This is a genomic window from Parageobacillus galactosidasius, from assembly GCF_002217735.1.
Classification (GTDB): domain Bacteria; phylum Bacillota; class Bacilli; order Bacillales; family Anoxybacillaceae; genus Parageobacillus_B; species Parageobacillus_B toebii.
Map to the genome: position 1 here is coordinate 1353352 of NZ_NDYL01000001.1, position 18673 is coordinate 1372024.

The 18673-nt window shown below is 40.7% G+C and carries 21 protein-coding genes and 2 pseudogenes; 15 read left to right on the forward strand and 8 right to left on the reverse strand.

Features of this window, described 5'->3' with window-relative positions:
- Nucleotides 1-61: 61 nt before the first annotated feature.
- From B9L23_RS07100 to B9L23_RS07125, 6 genes and pseudogenes are all read left to right on the forward strand, one after another.
- Nucleotides 62-1231, forward strand: coding sequence for an IS256 family transposase (locus tag B9L23_RS07100; protein WP_089097118.1), 1170 nt, complete (start codon nt 62-64; stop codon nt 1229-1231).
- A 331-nt stretch (nt 1232-1562) separates the two neighbouring features.
- Nucleotides 1563-1745 (forward strand): hypothetical protein, encoded by a 183-nt coding sequence (locus B9L23_RS07105; RefSeq protein WP_089097119.1) that lies wholly within the window; start codon nt 1563-1565, stop codon nt 1743-1745.
- Nucleotides 1746-2574: 829 nt separating this feature from the next.
- Nucleotides 2575-3108, forward strand: a complete 534-nt coding sequence (locus B9L23_RS07110) for a hypothetical protein (RefSeq protein ID WP_013400174.1) — start codon at nt 2575-2577, stop codon at nt 3106-3108.
- Between the two features lie 916 nt (nt 3109-4024).
- A pseudogene (locus tag B9L23_RS21500) lies at nt 4025-4099 on the forward strand (YneF family protein); the annotation flags it as partial.
- Nucleotides 4100-4212: 113 nt separating this feature from the next.
- Complete coding sequence (locus B9L23_RS07120; RefSeq protein WP_089097120.1) at nt 4213-5982, forward strand: ABC transporter transmembrane domain-containing protein; 1770 nt, start codon at nt 4213-4215, stop codon at nt 5980-5982.
- A complete protein-coding gene (locus B9L23_RS07125; protein ID WP_081189008.1) occupies nt 5964-7748 on the forward strand; it encodes an ABC transporter ATP-binding protein in 1785 nt (594 codons plus the stop codon). The genes B9L23_RS07120 and B9L23_RS07125 overlap by 19 nt, the downstream gene beginning before the upstream one ends.
- A 16-nt stretch (nt 7749-7764) precedes the next feature.
- On the opposite strand, the gene B9L23_RS07130 is transcribed toward B9L23_RS07125, so the two are convergent.
- Nucleotides 7765-7941 carry an aspartyl-phosphate phosphatase Spo0E family protein gene (locus B9L23_RS07130; protein WP_015863571.1) on the reverse strand — a complete coding sequence of 59 codons (177 nt, stop codon included), beginning with the start codon at nt 7939-7941 and terminating at the stop codon, nt 7765-7767.
- A 170-nt stretch (nt 7942-8111) separates the two neighbouring features.
- Here B9L23_RS07130 and B9L23_RS07135 point away from each other — a divergent pair, with 170 nt between their 5' ends.
- The 3 genes from B9L23_RS07135 (at nt 8112) to B9L23_RS07145 (ending at nt 9767) form a co-directional block, all read left to right on the forward strand.
- On the forward strand, nt 8112-8819 hold the full coding sequence (locus B9L23_RS07135; protein ID WP_015863572.1) for a cytochrome c biogenesis CcdA family protein: 708 nt from the start codon (nt 8112-8114) through the stop codon (nt 8817-8819).
- Between the two features lie 32 nt (nt 8820-8851).
- Nucleotides 8852-9208 carry a response regulator gene (locus B9L23_RS07140; RefSeq protein WP_015863573.1) on the forward strand — a complete coding sequence of 119 codons (357 nt, stop codon included), beginning with the start codon at nt 8852-8854 and terminating at the stop codon, nt 9206-9208.
- 70 nt (nt 9209-9278) lie between these two features.
- The gene (locus B9L23_RS07145) at nt 9279-9767 is read left to right on the forward strand and encodes a CcdC family protein (protein WP_375216588.1); all 489 of its coding nucleotides are present in this window, start codon (nt 9279-9281) and stop codon (nt 9765-9767) included.
- A 50-nt stretch (nt 9768-9817) separates the two neighbouring features.
- Here B9L23_RS07145 and B9L23_RS07150 read toward each other — a convergent pair whose 3' ends face one another.
- Nucleotides 9818-10252, reverse strand: coding sequence for a DUF2621 domain-containing protein (locus B9L23_RS07150; protein WP_015863575.1), 435 nt, complete (start codon nt 10250-10252; stop codon nt 9818-9820).
- A gap of 261 nt (nt 10253-10513) precedes the next feature.
- Between B9L23_RS07150 and B9L23_RS07155 the strand changes: the two genes are divergently transcribed.
- Entirely contained in the window at nt 10514-11182 is a 669-nt protein-coding gene (locus tag B9L23_RS07155; RefSeq protein ID WP_081189011.1) for a cell wall hydrolase, read from the forward strand.
- 171 nt (nt 11183-11353) lie between these two features.
- Here the strand turns inward: B9L23_RS07155 and B9L23_RS07160 are convergent, their stop codons facing one another.
- A complete protein-coding gene (locus B9L23_RS07160; RefSeq protein WP_062753261.1) occupies nt 11354-11740 on the reverse strand; it encodes an Hsp20/alpha crystallin family protein in 387 nt (128 codons plus the stop codon).
- 91 nt (nt 11741-11831) lie between these two features.
- A complete protein-coding gene (locus B9L23_RS07165) occupies nt 11832-11978 on the reverse strand; it encodes a small acid-soluble spore protein P (RefSeq protein ID WP_015863578.1) in 147 nt (48 codons plus the stop codon).
- Between the two features lie 125 nt (nt 11979-12103).
- Between B9L23_RS07165 and B9L23_RS07170 the strand changes: the two genes are divergently transcribed.
- Nucleotides 12104-12364, forward strand: coding sequence for a hypothetical protein (locus B9L23_RS07170; protein WP_015863579.1), 261 nt, complete (start codon nt 12104-12106; stop codon nt 12362-12364).
- Nucleotides 12365-12447: 83 nt separating this feature from the next.
- Here the strand turns inward: B9L23_RS07170 and sspO are convergent, their stop codons facing one another.
- A complete protein-coding gene (sspO, locus tag B9L23_RS07175; protein ID WP_062677517.1) occupies nt 12448-12597 on the reverse strand; it encodes a small acid-soluble spore protein O in 150 nt (49 codons plus the stop codon).
- Between the two features lie 133 nt (nt 12598-12730).
- Here sspO and B9L23_RS19930 point away from each other — a divergent pair.
- Both B9L23_RS19930 and acnA read left to right on the forward strand, forming a co-directional pair.
- Nucleotides 12731-12883, forward strand: a pseudogene (locus tag B9L23_RS19930) (RNA-guided endonuclease TnpB family protein); the annotation flags it as partial.
- A gap of 392 nt (nt 12884-13275) precedes the next feature.
- A complete protein-coding gene (acnA, locus tag B9L23_RS07180; protein ID WP_089097121.1) occupies nt 13276-16002 on the forward strand; it encodes an aconitate hydratase AcnA in 2727 nt (908 codons plus the stop codon).
- A gap of 41 nt (nt 16003-16043) precedes the next feature.
- Here acnA and sspL read toward each other — a convergent pair whose 3' ends face one another.
- Together sspL and B9L23_RS07190 are read right to left on the reverse strand one after the other, a co-directional pair.
- Nucleotides 16044-16181 carry a small, acid-soluble spore protein L gene (gene sspL, locus B9L23_RS07185; protein WP_015863582.1) on the reverse strand — a complete coding sequence of 46 codons (138 nt, stop codon included), beginning with the start codon at nt 16179-16181 and terminating at the stop codon, nt 16044-16046.
- 64 nt (nt 16182-16245) lie between these two features.
- A complete protein-coding gene (locus B9L23_RS07190; protein ID WP_081189030.1) occupies nt 16246-17184 on the reverse strand; it encodes a DMT family transporter in 939 nt (312 codons plus the stop codon).
- A 269-nt stretch (nt 17185-17453) separates the two neighbouring features.
- Between B9L23_RS07190 and B9L23_RS07195 the strand changes: the two genes are divergently transcribed.
- Nucleotides 17454-18119 carry a ribonuclease H family protein gene (locus B9L23_RS07195; protein ID WP_089097122.1) on the forward strand — a complete coding sequence of 222 codons (666 nt, stop codon included), beginning with the start codon at nt 17454-17456 and terminating at the stop codon, nt 18117-18119.
- Nucleotides 18120-18127: 8 nt separating this feature from the next.
- Nucleotides 18128-18346, forward strand: coding sequence for a zinc-finger domain-containing protein (locus B9L23_RS07200; RefSeq protein WP_015863585.1), 219 nt, complete (start codon nt 18128-18130; stop codon nt 18344-18346).
- Nucleotides 18347-18383: 37 nt separating this feature from the next.
- On the opposite strand, the gene B9L23_RS07205 is transcribed toward B9L23_RS07200, so the two are convergent.
- Nucleotides 18384-18644 carry a DUF2564 family protein gene (locus B9L23_RS07205; protein ID WP_015863586.1) on the reverse strand — a complete coding sequence of 87 codons (261 nt, stop codon included), beginning with the start codon at nt 18642-18644 and terminating at the stop codon, nt 18384-18386.
- Between the last annotated feature and the right edge of the window lie 29 nt (nt 18645-18673).

The following is an 18673-nucleotide window of genomic DNA, read 5'->3' on the forward strand; positions in this document are numbered from 1 at the left end:
GAAAAAAGGTAGGGTATTCTCTGATTGGACCAAAAATCTTAGAGAAAGGAGTACCCTACCTATGTCTAAAAGAAGTATACCGAATGTCGACTGGGCAAATCAACTGGAAAGTGTCATTCGTCAGTTTGTGAAGGAAAAATTAGAGCTGATTATGCGGGAAGAAATCAAACATTTCCTCGAAATCGAACAGGCGGACACATCCAATATGAGAAACGGCTACTATCAACGAAATCTAGATACGCAATATGGCCGGATTGAGGGTCTTTTGGTGCCAAGAGACCGAAACGGGGAATTTCAAACACAGTTGTTTGCCCCTTATCAACGCCACACGGGCTGGCTGGAGGAAGCCATCATTAGGATGTATCAAAGTGGCATGAGTACACGGGAAATTGGCAAGTTTATCGAACGAATTCTAGGAAATGCTTATTCTCCAGCGACGATCAGCCGTATTACCGATGTCGTGAAAGAAGACATCGAGAAATGGCACCATCGTCCACTATCCAAACGTTATTCTGTCTTATATTTGGACGGCTTGTACGTGAAACTTCGCCGGGATACGGTAGAGAAAGAAGTTATTTATGTGGTGTTAGGAGTGAATGAAGAAGGGTATCGAGAAATTCTGGATTTCTTCGTGGGAGGACAAGAAAGCGCCTATGGATGGCGGGAGATTCTCCAACAGCTCTACAAAAGAGGCGTCAAGGAAGTGCTTCTGGGCGTATTCGATGGACTACCGGGGCTGGAGGAAGCCTTTAAGGCGGTTTATCCGAAAGCCGATGTGCAGCGTTGTGTCGGTCACAAAGTCCGCAACACGCTCAGCCGTGTTCGGAAAAAAGACCAATTCGAAGTGGCCGAGGATCTCAAGCTGATTTATCGCGCGCCGAATAAGGAGATGGCGTTACAAATGTTTCAACAGTTTGAGTCGAAATGGTCTGGTAAATACCCGAGAGAAGTTCAATCTTGGGCCAATGAGTTGGATGTCCTCCTAACATTTATGGATTATCCAAGCAGTATTCGAAGTGTGATTTATACAACGAATGCCATCGAACGAACGATTAAGGAGATTCGGAAACGTCTAAAGCCGATGAACAGTTTGAGCAGTTTAGAAGCTGCGGAAAAAGTCGTGTATTTGACCATTCAAGATTTTAATGAGAAATGGGCAGGGCGAAAGTTGCGAGGATTTGCCGAAGCGCATGAAGCCCTCGAGCGAATGTTTGAAGAACGTTATTGTTAACCAAATACTGTAAATAAACAAAATAGAGGGATTCTCCCTTTCCACACAGGAGACTGAATATTCAGTCTCCTGTGTGGAGAAAATCAGTCCCCTATCAATTCAAATCCATTTCAGAGAAACCCTACCCCATTTATATTACACAAAATTCTTGACGGTACCGCAATAGTACGAGGAAATCATTTCTCTTTGAGTTTTTCAATATTTATTTAGAAAAATTCGGCTCAAAATTGATGTTGAAAGTCGACAATATAAAAACGTGATTTTATAGAGAAGTATAAAATACACTCTAAATACCATTATGATTTGTAAGATTATATTGGAGGTGATTACAATGAAAAAGCATTTTGAAGAGTTTTTAAAGCAACATGGATTTTTACCGTTAGAAAATGATAAATGGAGTAAAATGACTGTAGATCACACAAAGGAAAGTCAGCCCACTGGCAGAAAATCAGAAGTAAAACGTAAAATAAGTAAAACAGTAAAGGGATTAAAAGGAGTATATGTATATATTTAGAAACAAGATTAAGAGATCATTACAATGAATTTTATAAGGAATATCAACAAAAACGAGCAAAGAAATGGCATGATTTCTTTGGAAGTTATAGGTATGTTCTAGATGTTTACTATTTAGAAGTTCAAGATAAGCATACACGAAAAGCAATTGAGTCAATGTTAACTGTTGTATTAGAACCAGAGTGGAATAAGAGATATGATTAAAAATGATGAAATGAATGAGGGAGTAAAAACATTATCGCGTAAAAAAACTTTACACACCTATTTTTACACTACAAAACCCATTTCAGCGATTGCATTATAAATAAACCGCTATAATAGCGGCTTACATACTCCTGACGAACAGAATGAGCGTCAATGATATTGTAAAATTGACACGTGTTCCACGTTTTACAATATATGCAGAATTAAAGAAGCAACAAGGGTAGCAATAAATTAGTGCTATCCTTTTTATTTTTTCAATATGTTTATTGAATTTTTTTATTTCAAAGCACGCGGACAATGTAATAGTACGCTAAATCATTTCTCTTTGAGTTTTTCATTCTACACAATGAAAAATTAGGCTCAAAATTGATGATAAAGCGGATTATTTAAAACAGGAATTTTATTTAGAGTGGGGGGTATTTACAAATTCCATATTTTAAGTAATGGTGTAAATGGTTCGAGCTATTTCGTGAACAGACATTGACTTTTTCCGACACGATTAGATTTTACTCATTGTGACATTAGAGGAAAATATTTAATTTGTATTATTTTTCTAATTGAAGCATGGTATGATATACATGACAAACTTTAATACATTGAGTGACCGTTTAAGTGGGGAAGATTATATGAAAGCAAACATTATACTATGTCTAATCACTATAATAATGTTCTCTATTCTTACAAGTTGTTCTCGTTCTCAATACTTTCAAAATACGAAATCGACTGATCTTTCTAACGAGTCATTCGGCGGTTTGCGATTACACGACAATATTTATGATGCGTCATTTTTGAAGTTATACGGAGAACAGAGAGAATTAAGTCAGGACAATAATTTGTACAATTATTACCGTCCTCTTCCTGACTTAGAAATAGGAACAATTATAAAAGGTTCCCGCAAAGGAGAAATTGTGCGTCTTATTATTGGATTCGAAGAATCTCAGAAAAAAGAAAGTAAGCTCCATACCGCAAAAGGTATCACGATTGGGAGTAAGAAAGATGATATTCTCCGAGCTTACGGAAAAAATTATTACAAACGATCTGAGCAAGGAGTTGAGATTATCGGCTATGTAGATCGAAAACAGCATGCAACATTAGAGTTTTGGTTAGATCATAAAGATAGAGTATTCGAAATACGATTAGATGATGAGAATGTACAATAAAAAATGACTTTCGAAGAACGAGTTAAAGAATTGCTTCTTGATAATACTTATAAAAAAGTAAATTTTACAACTGTTGAAACAATTAGAAGGAGTGCGTAAATCAATCCCCTTCTAAGGCATTGAGCTTGTAATTGCTTCAATGACTAACGCAAGAACACCTAAAACGATGGTCATTAAAGTCGAACTGAATAATACTTTTCTACTGACGACAGTAAATTTCTGGTTTTTAATGAACTTTCGATAAGCAAAATAGACGAGAACACCCAATATAATTGAGCCAATCCAACTTATTAAGCCTACTTGTGTAACCAATTTCCGCCAATCGAAAACCCAAAAGTATAGAATGGCGAAATGAATGACTACTAAGGGTATCGTTATGATTACCAATATTGACCTTAACATAATCATCACTCCCAGATTTATTATACCATTATTTTTGAAAAAATTGGTAAACATTTGTTGGGTTATTAGCAACAATCTTTTAGAAAAAGCCTCATTATAACAATATTTTGGAAAGGCTTCAGAAATCAACATTTATCTTTAACAGACAACCATGCCAATAAAAATTGGCACATCGATGAATGAAATAACAGCAAAAGTTATCCACAGTTATTTTAGGGTAGAGCCTAAAAATAAAGCAAAATTCAGCGAAGAATTGATGATATAAGCCGACTATTTAAAACAGAGATTTTATTTAGATAGTGGGGGATATAGAAATTTTTTTACTTGTCTATACGGTTGGAGCTATTCCGCAAACACGATACTGATTTTTGCGATACGATAGCGAGAATGTGAAACCGGATTTTTCAATGTTTTAATACATTCTCATAGACAAAACGAATGAATTTTGATATATTTTTCTTAAACGAATAGGATGATTAAAAAATACTTAAAAACATTGATATATTAACGTTTTGTTTCAATGGGGATGACGCCATCCCAGAAAAAAATTAATCAAATGATGAAAATGATGAACAATCAGCTAAAATAAACACGGACAGGCACTCGGAACGGAGTGTCTTTTTATTTTAAATAAACTTCCAAAATTTTTTTATTTTTGCTACAATAATATAGCGCATTTTACGTGACGATGGGAGAGGTTCGATGACGGTATTTCGTGATTTATTTTGGTTTTTTCGTCAGGAGAAAAAAGCATATATAACAGGAATTATTGTACTTTTGATCGTTGCTTTTTTCGAAACGATTCCGCCGAAAGTCATCGGAATTATGATTGATCATATAAAAGAAGGAACGATTACAAAAGCAATTCTCATTCGCTGGATGGTTACTTTGCTTGTTGTTGCCATCGTCCTATATGTATTGCGTTATTGGTGGCGCATTTTAATTTTTGGTTCGGCTGTGAAGTTATCGCGGCAGCTTCGCAATGAGCTGTATGCCCATTTTACGAAAATGTCGCCGTCTTTTTACCAACGGAAACGTATCGGTGATTTAATGGCACATGCGACAAACGATTTACAAGCAATTCAACAAACAGCTGGAATCGGGATATTGACGCTTGTCGATTCATTGGCGTTAGGCAGTTTCGTGCTGGCGACGATGGCATTTACGATAAGTTGGAAATTAACGATCATTAGTTTATTGCCGATGCCGATTATGGCGATTGCGACAAGCCGCTATGGCACGCTTCTGCATCAGCGGTTTTTAAAGGCGCAGGAAGCATTTTCTTCCTTAAACGATAAAGTACAAGAAAGCATAAGTGGAATTCGTGTAATCAAAGCGTTTGGCTATGAGCAGGACGACATTGAATCATTTCGCAAGCAGTCGGAAGATGTCGTTTCGAAAAACATGGCGGTTGCGAGAATCGATGCTCTATTTGACCCGACGATTTCATTGATCGTTGGCATTTCGTTTTTCTTAGCCGTTACGTTCGGCGCAAAAATGGTCCTTGCCGGTGAATTAACCATCGGCAAGCTCGTATCGTTTACGACGTATCTCGGTTTGTTAATTTGGCCGATGTTGGCGTTTGGTTGGCTGTTTAACATTGTCGAGCGCGGGCGGGCATCGTATGACCGTGTCCGAGCGCTGCTTGACGAGAAAGAGGAAATTCAAGAGGCGGAAAATGCGATTGCTGCCCCTCCAACAGGGGATATTGTTTACGATATTCAACAATTTACGTATCCGAATGAAGAAAAACCTGTTTTACGGAATATTCGCTTTCACTTACGGCGTGGTCAGACGCTTGGCATCGTCGGAAAGACCGGGGCAGGAAAGACGACGCTGCTTAAGCTATTGATTCGCGAGTTTGATCAATACGATGGGGAAATTCGTTTCGGAGATCACGAAATTAGCGAATATACATTACATGCGCTTCGTTCGTCGATTGGCTATGTACCGCAAGACCATTTTTTGTTTTCTGCTACGGTGCGGGAAAATATTGCGTTTGCCTGCCCGGAAGCGAGTGAAGAAGATGTGATAAAAGCGGCAAAATTAGCGAATATTCACGAGGATATCGAACAGTTTGCCGACGGCTATGAAACGATTGTTGGGGAAAGAGGAGTTTCGCTTTCCGGCGGACAAAAGCAGCGCATTTCGATCGCTCGTGCTTTACTTTTAAATCCGGAAGTGCTTATTTTAGATGATTCGTTATCAGCGGTGGATGCTAAAACAGAAGAGCGGATTTTGACAGCTTTAAAAGAAAATCGCGCTGGAAAAACGACGATTATTACCGCACATCGGCTTAGCGCGATTCAGCACGCTGATTTAATTCTTGTGTTAGAAGAAGGGTGCATCGCGCAAATGGGAACACACGAAGAACTAATGAGAGAAGGCGGCTGGTACCGCAATATGTATGAACGGCAACAGCTTGAGTCATTAGTGGAACAGGGAGGGCAAGTATGGAAAATAAATCGTTAACACCAAAAGAACAACGGCAAGTTTTATGGAGATTGTTATCGTACATGAAATTATACAAACAAGATACCATGCTTGCCTTTATATTGCTTGTGCTGGCAACGGCCGGAGAACTCATCGGACCGTATTTAGTGAAAATATTTATCGACGATTATTTAACACCGCAGCGCCTTGATTTTGAGCCACTATTTTGGCTTTCGGCAGCATATATCGGTGTTTTGCTCCTTAAAACGATCATTTCCTACTTTCAACTCGTTAAATTTCAAGAACTGGCGTTAAAGGTTATCCAGGCGCTAAGGATGGACGTGTTTACGAAAGTGCACGAGCTCGGGATGCGCTATTTTGATCAGACGCCAGGCGGAAGCATTGTGTCACGCGTGACGAACGATACGGAAGCGATCAAAGACATGTTTGTTAGTGTACTTGCCGCTTTTATTCAAAATGGCGTATTTGTGATTGGCGTATTTATTGCGATGTTTGCGTTAAACGTACAACTAGCCGTATATTGTTTATTTATCTTTCCGGTTATTATTTGGATTATGAAATTATATCGTCATTACAGCTCGATTTTTTATAAAGACATGCGTGAACGTCTCAGCGAATTAAATGCGAAACTAAACGAATCGTTGCAAGGGATGGCAGTTATTCAAGTGTTTCGCCAGCAAAAACGGCTTCGCGAAGAATTCTCGCAAATTAACGACAAACATTACGCCGCAGGCATGAAAAATATTAAAATCGACGGTTTGTTATTGCGTCCTGCGATCGATTTCGTTTACATCGTATCGATTATGGTTGTTCTTAGCTTTTTTGGAATTTCCGCGATGGAAAGCCCGGTGGAGATCGGGGTGTTGTATGCGTTTGTCAACTATTTGGAGCGTTTTTTTGAACCAGTGACGCAAATGATGATGCGTCTTTCCCTATATCAGCAGGCAATCGTTTCCGCTTCACGCGTATTTGCGCTTCTTGATCATGAAGAGTTGGCGCCGAAGAACGCGGAAAAATCGAAAGCATCGATTACAGAAGGTAAGATTGAGTTTCGCGATGTTAGTTTTTCGTATGACGGAAAACGGGATGTGCTCAAGCATATTTCGTTTGCCGCCAAACCAGGTGAGACCGTTGCGCTTGTTGGTCATACCGGCAGCGGAAAAAGCTCGATTATTAATTTGTTAATGCGGTTTTACGAATTTGACCGCGGTGATATTCTCATTGATGGTGTATCGATTCGCGATTACACGAAGGAAGAGCTCCGTAAAAATATCGGCCTCGTTCTACAAGATCCATTTTTGTTTTATGGAACCATTAAAGACAACATTCGCATGTACAACCAATCTTTAACGGATGAACAGGTGAAAAGCGCTGCTCGTTTCGTGCAGGCGGACTCGTTTATTGAAAAACTTCCGGACAAATACGATCACCAAGTAGTAGAAAGAGGATCTACTTTTTCTAGTGGGCAGCGGCAGTTAATTTCGTTTGCCCGAACCATTGCGGCAAATCCAAAAATACTCGTGTTGGATGAAGCGACTGCCAATATCGATACAGAAACAGAAGAAGCGATCCAAGAAGCGCTCGCAAAAATGCGGAAAGGTCGAACGACGATTGCGATTGCCCACCGTCTTTCCACGATTCAAGATGCTGACCAAATTCTCGTCCTTCATCGCGGGGAAATTGTGGAGAGGGGAACACATCAAGAGTTGCTAGCACAAAAAGGGTTATATTATAAAATGTATTTATTGCAAAACGGACTAATAGATGTCGAAGAATATGCGTAAAAAAGCGCTTCTCACGCTATGGACGAGGAGCGCTTTTTTGCTTATAGTTTTGTTTGTTATACGTGTTTAAAAGTGAATCAAGCTCCCGGCTCACTTGAATCGTCACGGTTGAGTTCAATCCGTTTTTTGCGACTGCTTCAATCAATTCCATCCGCTTTTTTTCAATTAAAATTAAAATGTCTTTGTTCGGCACAGAGGAACAAGTCCTTTCTTTTAAAATTTTTACAGGTGTATTGTATACTATTTTACCAATAAATTCAAAAGAGCAAAATTGAAAAAGAAAAAAGCATGGTTGTTCATAGGTTACTAATAATGATATTTTTGCTACAATAAAAATAAAAAATCAAGTAGGAGTTGAAAAAAATGGCCGATGTCAATCTATTTTTAGCATTTGGTGCCGGCTTTTTATCGTTTATTTCTCCGTGTTGTCTGCCTTTATACCCGGCGTTTTTATCGTATATCACCGGCATATCGGTGAGTGAGCTGAAGACGGAGAACGCGTTGATGCAGCGGCGAAGTTTATTGCATACATTATTTTTCTTGCTCGGTTTTTCTCTTATATTCATTTCGATTGGATTCGGAACGTCGCTTATTGGGAAATGGTTTAGTGAATACCAAGATTTTATACGGCAAATCGGTGCGCTTCTCATTATTATTTTTGGCCTTGTGATTGTTGGAATATGGAACCCGGCTTTTTTAATGAAAGATCGTCGTTTTTCGTTTCAAGAGCGGCCTTCTGGCTACATCGGCTCGATCATCATTGGCATGGCTTTTGCGGCTGGTTGGACTCCGTGCACTGGCCCGATTTTAGTGTCGGTCATTGCACTGGCGGCGACAAACCCAAGTTCTGGAATGCTATATATGCTTGCTTATTCGTTGGGGTTTGCCGTTCCGTTTTTTATTCTTTCGTTTTTTATCGGAAAGCTGCAATGGATCCGTCGCCACAGTGAAAAAATGATGAAAATCGGCGGTTATGTGATGATTGCAATGGGTGTTGTTCTCTTTTTTGACTGGATGACAAAAATTATTACGTATACGACAAGTATTTTTGGAGGATTCACCGGCTTTTAAATTAGTTTGTTATTAAGGGGAGTAAAGGAGTCATGGCAAAAATTCTCATTGTTGATGATGCAAAATTTATGAGAATGACGTTATCCACCATTTTGAAAAAAGCGAACCATGAAATTATTGGAGAAGCGGAAAACGGGAAAGAGGCAGTGGAACTGTATCAGAGATTAAAACCGGATATCGTCATGATGGATATTACGATGCCTGTGATGAATGGGATCGAAGCTGTGCGTGCGATCAAACAAGAAGATGCAAATGCGAAAATTATTATGTGTTCAGCAATGGGGCAACGGCGCATGGTTGTAGAGGCGATCGAAGCAGGAGCGGCTGATTTTATTGTGAAGCCGTTTGAAGAAAGCCGCGTGATCGAAGCGGTGGAGCGTTTATTATAAGCAATATGCATATGCAAGATTTGTTGCTTTTTGTTATAATACATTATCATACACTTGAATGAAGAGGATGATGTGTTTGGCTATCGTAAGTTCGATCGTTGCAGTATTCATGGCATTGCTCGTTTTGTTTGTGAGGATGAAAGCATCGAATAAACCGACAAACGCCAAAAAAATTATTTTACCTCCAATATTTATGAGCACAGGGGCTTTGATGTTTATCGACCCAGTATTTCGCGTAACGAAAGGAGAACTGATTGAGGCGGTTGTTTTAGGAGCATTTTTTTCCATCTTCTTAATAAAAACGTCGAAATTTGAAATCATAAATGGAAAAATTTACTTAAAGCGCTCGAAAGCGTTTATCTTCATTTTAGTCGGTTTGATTGTCATTCGTCTTGGCTTAAAAACATACTTAGGAAGAACCATTGACTATCGCCAATTAAGCGGGATGTTTTATTTGCTTGCTTTTTCAATGATTGTGCCGTGGCGTGTTGCAATGTATACTACGTATAAAAAATTAGAACGGCGTTTAAAACACCAACCGCCCATTTTAATAACATAAAATAAGAGAAAAAAGCGGGAGATGCGTCCCGCTTTTTTCTTGCAATCAGCTTATTTGCTTTGCAGCAAATGTTCATAAGGAGCGATATTAATTTGTTTTTCTTTTAATGTTTTTATTAAAAATTTATGGTCGCGTTTTGGGGTTGCTATAATGTAACCGCGAATAATTAAATCTTTTGTAATTCGAGAAGCGTTTTCTTGAAGCGCGAGTTCCCCGATTTTTCCAGCAATTTTTTGCCGAGCGACATCGCGAAACAATTCAGGAACCGGTTTTACTAATTCCTCTAAAAGCGCCTTTTCTTCTTCTCCCCATAAATGCCGTGTCTGCTCAATATAATATTCCTGCCAATCTAGTTCCGATTTCCCATCTTCTTTTGGCAGCCGTTTTAAAAATTTGCGAAACATAAAAAAACCACCGATCGACATGGTGACAAGCAAAAAAACGCTCCAAAACAATATAAACCAAAGAAACCAACCTTTTAGCATCATTCCCACCTCAACGAATTCCAATCTATCAACCATTATTGCGAAAAAAGCGGTTTTTGGCAAGATAAGCATGTTTTTATCACATTGTTACGGAAATGTAATGCAAATGTAAAGAAATGCCGCAATCCTTTATGTGTCAATAGCTGGACTATTGTTATAGCAGTCAAATGGAAATAGAAACCAGTGATATGTATCTATAAACATGCTAATCTATTACAAGCAGACGACAAACCAAAAGGCAACTATGAGGAGGATAGAATAATGATGAAAAAAACTCTTGCAACACTCGCGGTAGTTTGCTGTATGGTCGTCGGCTTTACCTCTTATTCAACAGATGCGGCAACAACTTATACATACTATAAGGTGAAGAAAGGCGACTCGCTTTACAAGATTGCGAAAACATATAAAACAACCACTTCTGCATTAAAATCATTAAATCATCGAAAAAGCGATGTTCTTATTGTCGGCGAAACAATCAAAGTGCCGCAGCTTGTAAAAACTCAAGCGGCGAAGCAAGCAGAGAAACCTGCTTCCCAAAAGCCGAAATTTTCTATTTGTGCAGAAGAACGAAAACTAATGGCACAGCTTGTCCATGCGGAAACCGGTTTTAGCGAGCCATTTGCCGGGAAAGTGGAAGTTGCGCTCGTTATTTTAAATCGCGTGAAACATCCTGCTTTTCCAAAGAGCATTAAAGGTGTCATTTACCAAAAAACAAAATCGGGTTATGCGTTTGTTCCTGTAAAAACAGGAAAACTAACGCGCATTCAGCCGACGAAACAAGATTATGCTGCGGTCGATCAAGCACTATCGCTATTCCCGAACGACCGCCGCGGTTCGCTATACTTCTATAACCCTAAAATTACGAAAGATAAATGGATGTTATCAAGACCGGTAACGATTCGTATCGGAAATCATGTATTTGCAAAATAAATGAGGATATTCCCTAGATTGGGAATATCCTCATTTTTTTGTAACAACGAGCTTATCTCTTTCATAGAGGAGAGTGTGGAACGGAACGGCTCGATTTTATCTATGAAAATTAAAAGAATGGACAATTCAATAAAAATATTATGTAAACAAAAAAGCCCTTCTTATAAGAGCCTACTCATTTATATCTATTACTGTGATATGATTTTGAGGTGAGTGATTTTGTAGAGCAACTTTACTAATCCGAACTTCTAAGATTGGCGGTGAAAAATGGGCGGAAATATTTTTGTCCAGAAGCGAGAATGGCAGTAAAATATTCCGCTGTTTTTCCGTTACCCCATTTTTCTGTATTTGAATCGTCAGCGAATGGTTTTCGCATAGTACGACAATGTTTTCTTTTTGACAATGCGAAAGCTCGGCCTCGATAATATAGTCTTCTGCCGTCTCCAACACATCGACGTGAAAAATTGTTTCATCTAATATGGATGCATAAGGGTCGTTGCATAACAATTCCAGCCATTGCCGCAGTTCGCTTTGCTCTTCCTTTTGATTTTTGTGCACTTGGATAGCTCCCCCGCATTCGTAGTATCACTGTTGTTTATCGTATGCATGATCGCGGGAAATGTTCGCGGTGGGAGCGGAAAATAGTTAATTACATATCATGGCTGGAATTATGTTTTTGCCGCGTATGGTTGCGGTTTTTAACCTTTTTGGATCCGCTTAGCGGCTCTGGCTGCCCCGGATTGTCTCCTTTTGGAGCGTTTTTTCGCATATCTGTGCTTGTATTTTTATTTGTCATGTTTGGTTATCCTCCTTTTGTTCATTAGCATGCATCATTGTCTTTCATTTATTCGCGGTATAATTTATGGCATGTTTGAAAAGATAATAAATGCATGGCCGTATTTATAAAAGGAGGAAGTAACGATGGCTTATCATAAAAATAAACAGGAAGCATTTCAAGCGGCACAAAAAGGAACAATGGAAGCGAAGGAATGGTATGATCATTTAGTGCGCGACCAAGCCGATTATGGCCATCAATTAAGTCATTTAAAGAAAGAAGTAAACGAAGCGTTTGAACAAATTAATAATGCGATGGAAGTAGCTTCAGAAAAACAGCGCGTTCAATTGGAAAAGTTTCGCAACGATTTGCAAGCGATTGTCGATGAAGTGAATGAAATTCAATAAAGGGAATGTCGCGACAGGACATTCCCATTTTATTTTTACGAACGTTTACGGTAGTCCGGGATGCCGAAACGGACGAACCGTTGTTATTGATTCTTTTTTCGTTTTTTATTGTTTTGCCGCTGTGCTTCTGTTAGCGGTTCATTCGAAAATTCTTCGTTGTAGCCGGCGCCTTTTCCTTGAGCGCTTGCCGCGTTCATTCCAGGGATAACATGGTTCGCTTTCCGCTTTGCCATTTTATTCACGAGAACATCCGCCGGAAGCCCACTGCTTTAGCTGTGGAGGAAGGCGGGGTTTATATTTTCAGTATATATTGAATTTTTCGTTCAATATAAGTATACTGGATTTAGAAAGGTAGGTGAATCAAGAATGCTCTGCACTCTCAAGATTAAATTAGTGCCAACTCTTGAACAGTTTCATGCGCTGCTGGAAACAATGAAACGGTTTAACCAAGCATGCAACTATATTAGCGAGATTGCTTTTCGCTCCAGAACCTTTTCCAAAACGAAAATCCAGCGGCTTTGACAGACCGTCAAGGGATCAGTTTTGTTGTCGAGCTTGTGGGTACGCTGCCCCTGCCGACAACGTGGCTGCGGAAAACATCCGCAGGGCTGCTGTCAACCAGCCGAACGCGGCAGCCAATTAGGCTAGCTGCAAGCCCACGGCTTTAGCCGTTGGGTAGTTGACCTCCGCTACTAGTTTGTAACGGATCAACAAGTTTATTCTTGTTTTTAAGAAGAGGCATCATAAAACAGCCATAAATTACGAAACCTTCGAAATTCTATTTACAACTTACCTTTCTTTATAATAAGATAAAAGCGTACCAAATTTTACGGGTGTTGGGAGAATTCGTGCTATTTTTTCGACTTTGCTTCGAAAAAATAGTATAGTATTGAATTGAGGGGGTAATACATATGGCAAAACAAGACGTTTTCAACGCACGTTCTTCATTTGAAGTGAACGGTAAAAAATATAATTATTACCGTTTACAAGCACTTGAAGAAGCTGGGATCGGTAACATCTCCCGTTTACCGTATTCAATTAAAGTATTGCTAGAATCGGTACTTCGACAAGTAGACGGACGTGTGATCACAAAAGAGCACGTCGAAAACCTTGCAAAATGGGGAACACCGGAGATGAAAGACATCGATGTCCCATTTAAGCCGTCGCGCGTCATTTTACAAGACTTTACGGGTGTACCAGCAGTCGTTGACTTGGCATCGATGCGGAAAGCGATGGCGGATATGGGCGGAGACCCATATGAAATCAATCCGGAAATTCCGGTTGATCTCGTTATCGACCACTCTGTGCAAGTTGACAGGGCCGGAACGGACGATGCGCTTGAATATAACATGAACTTGGAATTCCAGCGCAACGCAGAGCGCTACAAATTTTTAAAATGGGCGCAGAAAGCGTTTAATAATTATCGCGTTGTTCCTCCGGCAACTGGAATTGTCCATCAAGTCAACTTAGAGTACTTAGCGAATGTCGTTCATACCGTAGAAGGGGAAAACGGTGAATACGAAGCATTTCCAGACACTCTAGTTGGTACGGACTCCCATACAACGATGATTAACGGTCTTGGTGTTCTCGGCTGGGGAGTCGGCGGAATTGAAGCAGAAGCTGGCATGCTCGGACAGCCTTCATACTTCCCTGTACCAGAAGTAATCGGTGTCCGTTTGACTGGAAAATTGCCAAATGGCACAACAGCAACAGACCTTGCTTTAAAAGTAACGCAAGTGCTTCGTAAAAAAGGTGTTGTCGGCAAATTCGTTGAATTCTTCGGACCAGGTGTGGCAACATTGCCGCTTGCAGACCGTGCAACCATTGCAAACATGGCTCCAGAATACGGTGCAACATGCGGTTTCTTCCCAGTCGATGCGGAAGCGCTTGATTATTTGCGCTTAACTGGCCGCGATGAGCACCATGTACAAGTGGTTGAAGCATACTGTAAAGCAAACGGTTTATTCTACACACCGGATGCTCCAGAGCCAATATTTACGGATGTTGTAGAAATTAACCTATCCGAAATCGAAGCAAATCTTTCTGGACCGAAACGTCCGCAAGACTTGATTCCGCTTTCGAAAATGAAAGAAGCGTTCCGTGAAGCGGTAAAAGCTCCGCAAGGAAACCAAGGCTTCGGTTTAACAGAAGCGGATCTCAATAAAGAAATTACGGTGACGTTAAACGGCGAAGAAGTAAAAATGAAAACAGGCGCCGTTGTGATTGCAGCGATTACAAGCTGTACGAATACGTCGAACCCGTACGTATTAATCGCTGCTGGTTTAGTAGCGAAAAAAGCGGTGGAAAAAGGATTGCAAGTTCCGAAATATGTGAAAACATCGCTTGCGCCAGGTTCGAAAGTCGTAACTGGTTACTTGCGGGATTCCGGATTGCTTCCATACCTTGAAAAAATCGGCTTTAATATCGTTGGTTACGGATGCACGACATGTATTGGCAACTCCGGACCGCTTGCGCCAGAGCTTGAAAAAGCGATTGCGGAAAACGACTTGCTTGTGACAAGCGTACTTTCCGGTAACCGTAACTTTGAAGGCCGCATTCATCCGCTAGTCAAAGGCAACTACTTGGCATCGCCGCCGCTTGTTGTCACATATGCGCTAGCAGGTACGGTAGACATTGACTTGTTAAAAGATCCTATCGGCAAAGATAAAGACGGCAATGACGTTTACTTTAACGACATTTGGCCTTCGACGGAAGAAATTAAAGAAATCGTTAAGCAAACGGTCGTACCGGAATTGTTCCGCAAAGAATATGAGCGCGTGTTCGACGGAAATCCGCGTTGGAATGAAATCGAAACGACAGACGAACCGCTTTATCAATGGGATGAAAACTCGACTTACATTCAAAATCCGCCGTTCTTTGAAGGATTATCTCCGGATGTTCGCAAAGTCGAACCACTTAAAGGCTTGCGCGTCATCGGAAAATTCGGCGATTCTGTCACAACCGACCATATTTCGCCGGCCGGAGCGATCGGTAAAAACACGCCAGCTGGCCAATATCTCATCTCTAAAGGTGTCGAACCAAAAGATTTCAACTCTTACGGATCTCGCCGTGGCAACCATGAAGTCATGATGCGCGGTACGTTTGCGAACATTCGCATTCGCAACCAAATTGCTCCTGGCACAGAAGGCGGTTATACGACTTACTGGCCGACAGGCGAAGTCATGACGATTTATGATGCGTGCATGAAATACAAACAAGACGGCACAGGGCTTGTCGTTATTGCCGGCAAAGATTACGGAATGGGAAGCTCCCGTGACTGGGCAGCAAAAGGAACATTCTTGCTTGGCATTAAGACAGTCATCGCGGAAAGCTTCGAGCGCATTCACCGTTCAAACCTTGTATTGATGGGCGTATTGCCGCTTCAATTCAAAGAAGGGGAAAACGCAGAAACGCTAGGTTTAACGGGCAAAGAAGTGTTCGAAGTGCATATTGACGAAAACGTCAAACCGCGTGATTTGATCAAAGTAACGGCAACAAATCCAGATACAGGAGAAACAAAAGAATTCGAAGTAATCGTTCGCTTTGATAGTGAAGTCGAAATCGACTACTATCGCCATGGCGGAATTTTACCGATGGTGTTGCGTGAAAAACTCGCAAAAACAAAAAAAGTAAAATAAAATAACGAAGCAGGCTCTTACTTGCCAAGAGCCTGCTTTTTTTATTTTGTATTCGATTTTTTTGCTGCATTTTCTAGTTGGCTTTTTGGATCCGGAGTAAATGCCGCATCTTGACCGAACCCTTGTGGATTCACGCCAGGAGCTTTTGTCCCGCGGTTTTTGCCGCCATTCTTTGTCATCGCGCTCACCTCCGTGGCATAGTATCACCTTTATTGCACAAAAATATGAAACAAAAAAAGAAAATCACTTCGTTTGTCTTAGTGAGTTAGCCTCCGTTTTGCACGCCGCCATTTTTCGAGCGGTAATGGGAAGCTCCGCGAAAATCATTCCGCACAAAATGCCGATGCAGCCGATAATTGCGGAAGCCGTTAGCTGTTCTTTCGCCCATATGTATGCGGTCAGCGCGGCAAATACAGGCTCCATCGCAAAAATAAGAGCGACGCGGGTAGCTGTCGTATATTTTTGAAAGTTGGTTTGAATTAAAAACGCTGCCGTTGTCGCAAGCAATGACGTAATGAGAAGGGCTGTCCATACTTCACGTTTTTGTAAAATCGCCACATTCCACATTTGCGTTTCGTCTTCAAAAAGAAAGGCAAAAATCGTACACATCACCGCAACGGTGAAAATTTGCGTCATTGTTAATAACATGGTGGAATAACGCGCCGAATATTTTCCTGTAGTAATGATGTGCATCGCAAACGAAATCGCGCAAAAAAAGACAAATACGTCTCCGCGGTTTAACATCCATTTGCCATCGCCGATGGTTAAAAAATAAAGGCCGACTGCCGCCAACACCGCACCAATGGACGCATTGACGGATGGTTTTTGTTTTAGAAAGAGAAAAGAAAATAACGGCACGAGTACGACGCTAAGTCCGGTAATAAATCCCGCTTTTGACGAGGTTGTGTATAGTAAGCCGACCGTTTGAAATGCATAGCCGCTAAACAGCCAAAACCCCATCCATATACCGGCGCGGGCAAGCGGCAAGGTATAATGACGAAAAAGCGAACGATGAAAAATGATGAGCCATAAAAATAAAAATAATCCCGCCAAAATAAAGCGAATCGCGTTAAAAGAAAGAGGCTCAAGAAAAGAAATCGCGTTTTGCACGATGACAAATGTTGCCCCCCAGACGAACGTGACGGCAAGAAGGCTAAAATCCGCTATCCACTGTTTTTTCAATCCAATCCCCCCGTTTTGTTCATTTTGTTGCATCATTTCCGCTTCACTTTTAATAAATTATAGTCGAACGGTAGTGTATCATAAATCAATGAAAAAATATACAACAGCATAAAAATAATGAAACATGTACAGAAAACGTTGATGTGATAACAAAAGCTGCATAATAATAGGTAATAAGAAAAGTTATCGCTTCACATGTTTTTTTCGCTATATTGTATAATAAAAATATGGACTGTACACGGAATCGATTACGGAAGGGTGACGAGGGCTTGGACGTTATGATCCAATGGACATATATTACGCCGAAAAAACAAGAATTGGTGCTTACTTCTGATTTTTTGCCTGCTGCGGAAGCACTCCGATTAGCTGAGGATTTTGAAAAAACAGGTCGTGTAAAGGAATTATGCTTTATTGACCAAAATCATGTTACATGGTCGAAAAAAGAACTGAACAAGCTATTAAAAGAAGTAGAAACGGAACCGCATGATGTCATCGCTTACTTTGACGGCGGCTTTGATAACGAAACATTGCAGGGCGGAGCCGGAGTGGTGATTTATTATAAGCAAAACAATGAACAATATCGTCTTCGTGCCAACCGCCAGCTTGATGAACTGAAGTCGAATAACGAAGCGGAATACGCCGCGTTTTGGTTTTTAATGCAAATGCTCGAGGAGCTCGGTGTTCATCATTTGCCGGTTATTTTCCGAGGCGATTCACACGTCGTCTTGAAGCAATTGTCCGGCGATTGGCCGTGTTTTGAAGATGACCATAACGCATGGCTGGACCGTATTGAAGAAAAGATCAACGAATTAGGAATTCAGCCAATTTACGAGCCGATTTCACGCAAGCAAAATAAAGAGGCCGACCAGCTTGCCCGTCAAGCGATGGAAGGCCAAATGATTACTAGCATGATGGAACTTACAGAGAAAGGGTAGGCAATGAAATGAGAGAGAAAAAAGTGAACAAACGAAAGGAAATATTAGATAAACTAAATGAATTACAGCAAATGTATTGTGACGGCTGTTTTTTAAAAAGCACGTTTCGAAAAGAATACGGCAAAACATATGCGCAATCATTTTGCATTAACCAATGCACGGTCGGCGAGAAAATGCGGCAGTACGGTGCCATGTTGATGGCAACTCCTCCTCGTTCATCAAAATAACAAAGGGCTTCACACAGCAGGAAGCCCTTTTTTCTCCTTATCGTAATGCCTCATTTAATTGGTGTTCCGCCTTAGCAAGTTTTTGTTCATAATGTGATAAAAATTCTTCATCAACGCCAGTTGCTTGCCGGCGTGCGCGCGAAAGCTGATCGTGGGCGTTGGCAATCGCTTGTTTGGCGCCTTCGAGCATGTCTCTATCCAAGCTCATCGTTGCTTGACCTACCATTTTTTCCGCTGTTTCCACAAACATTTCTACTTGTTTTAAATCGTTATAGCCAGAATGAATGTCACGTTCCATTTGCAAACACCTCCTAGCGGATAGTGTTT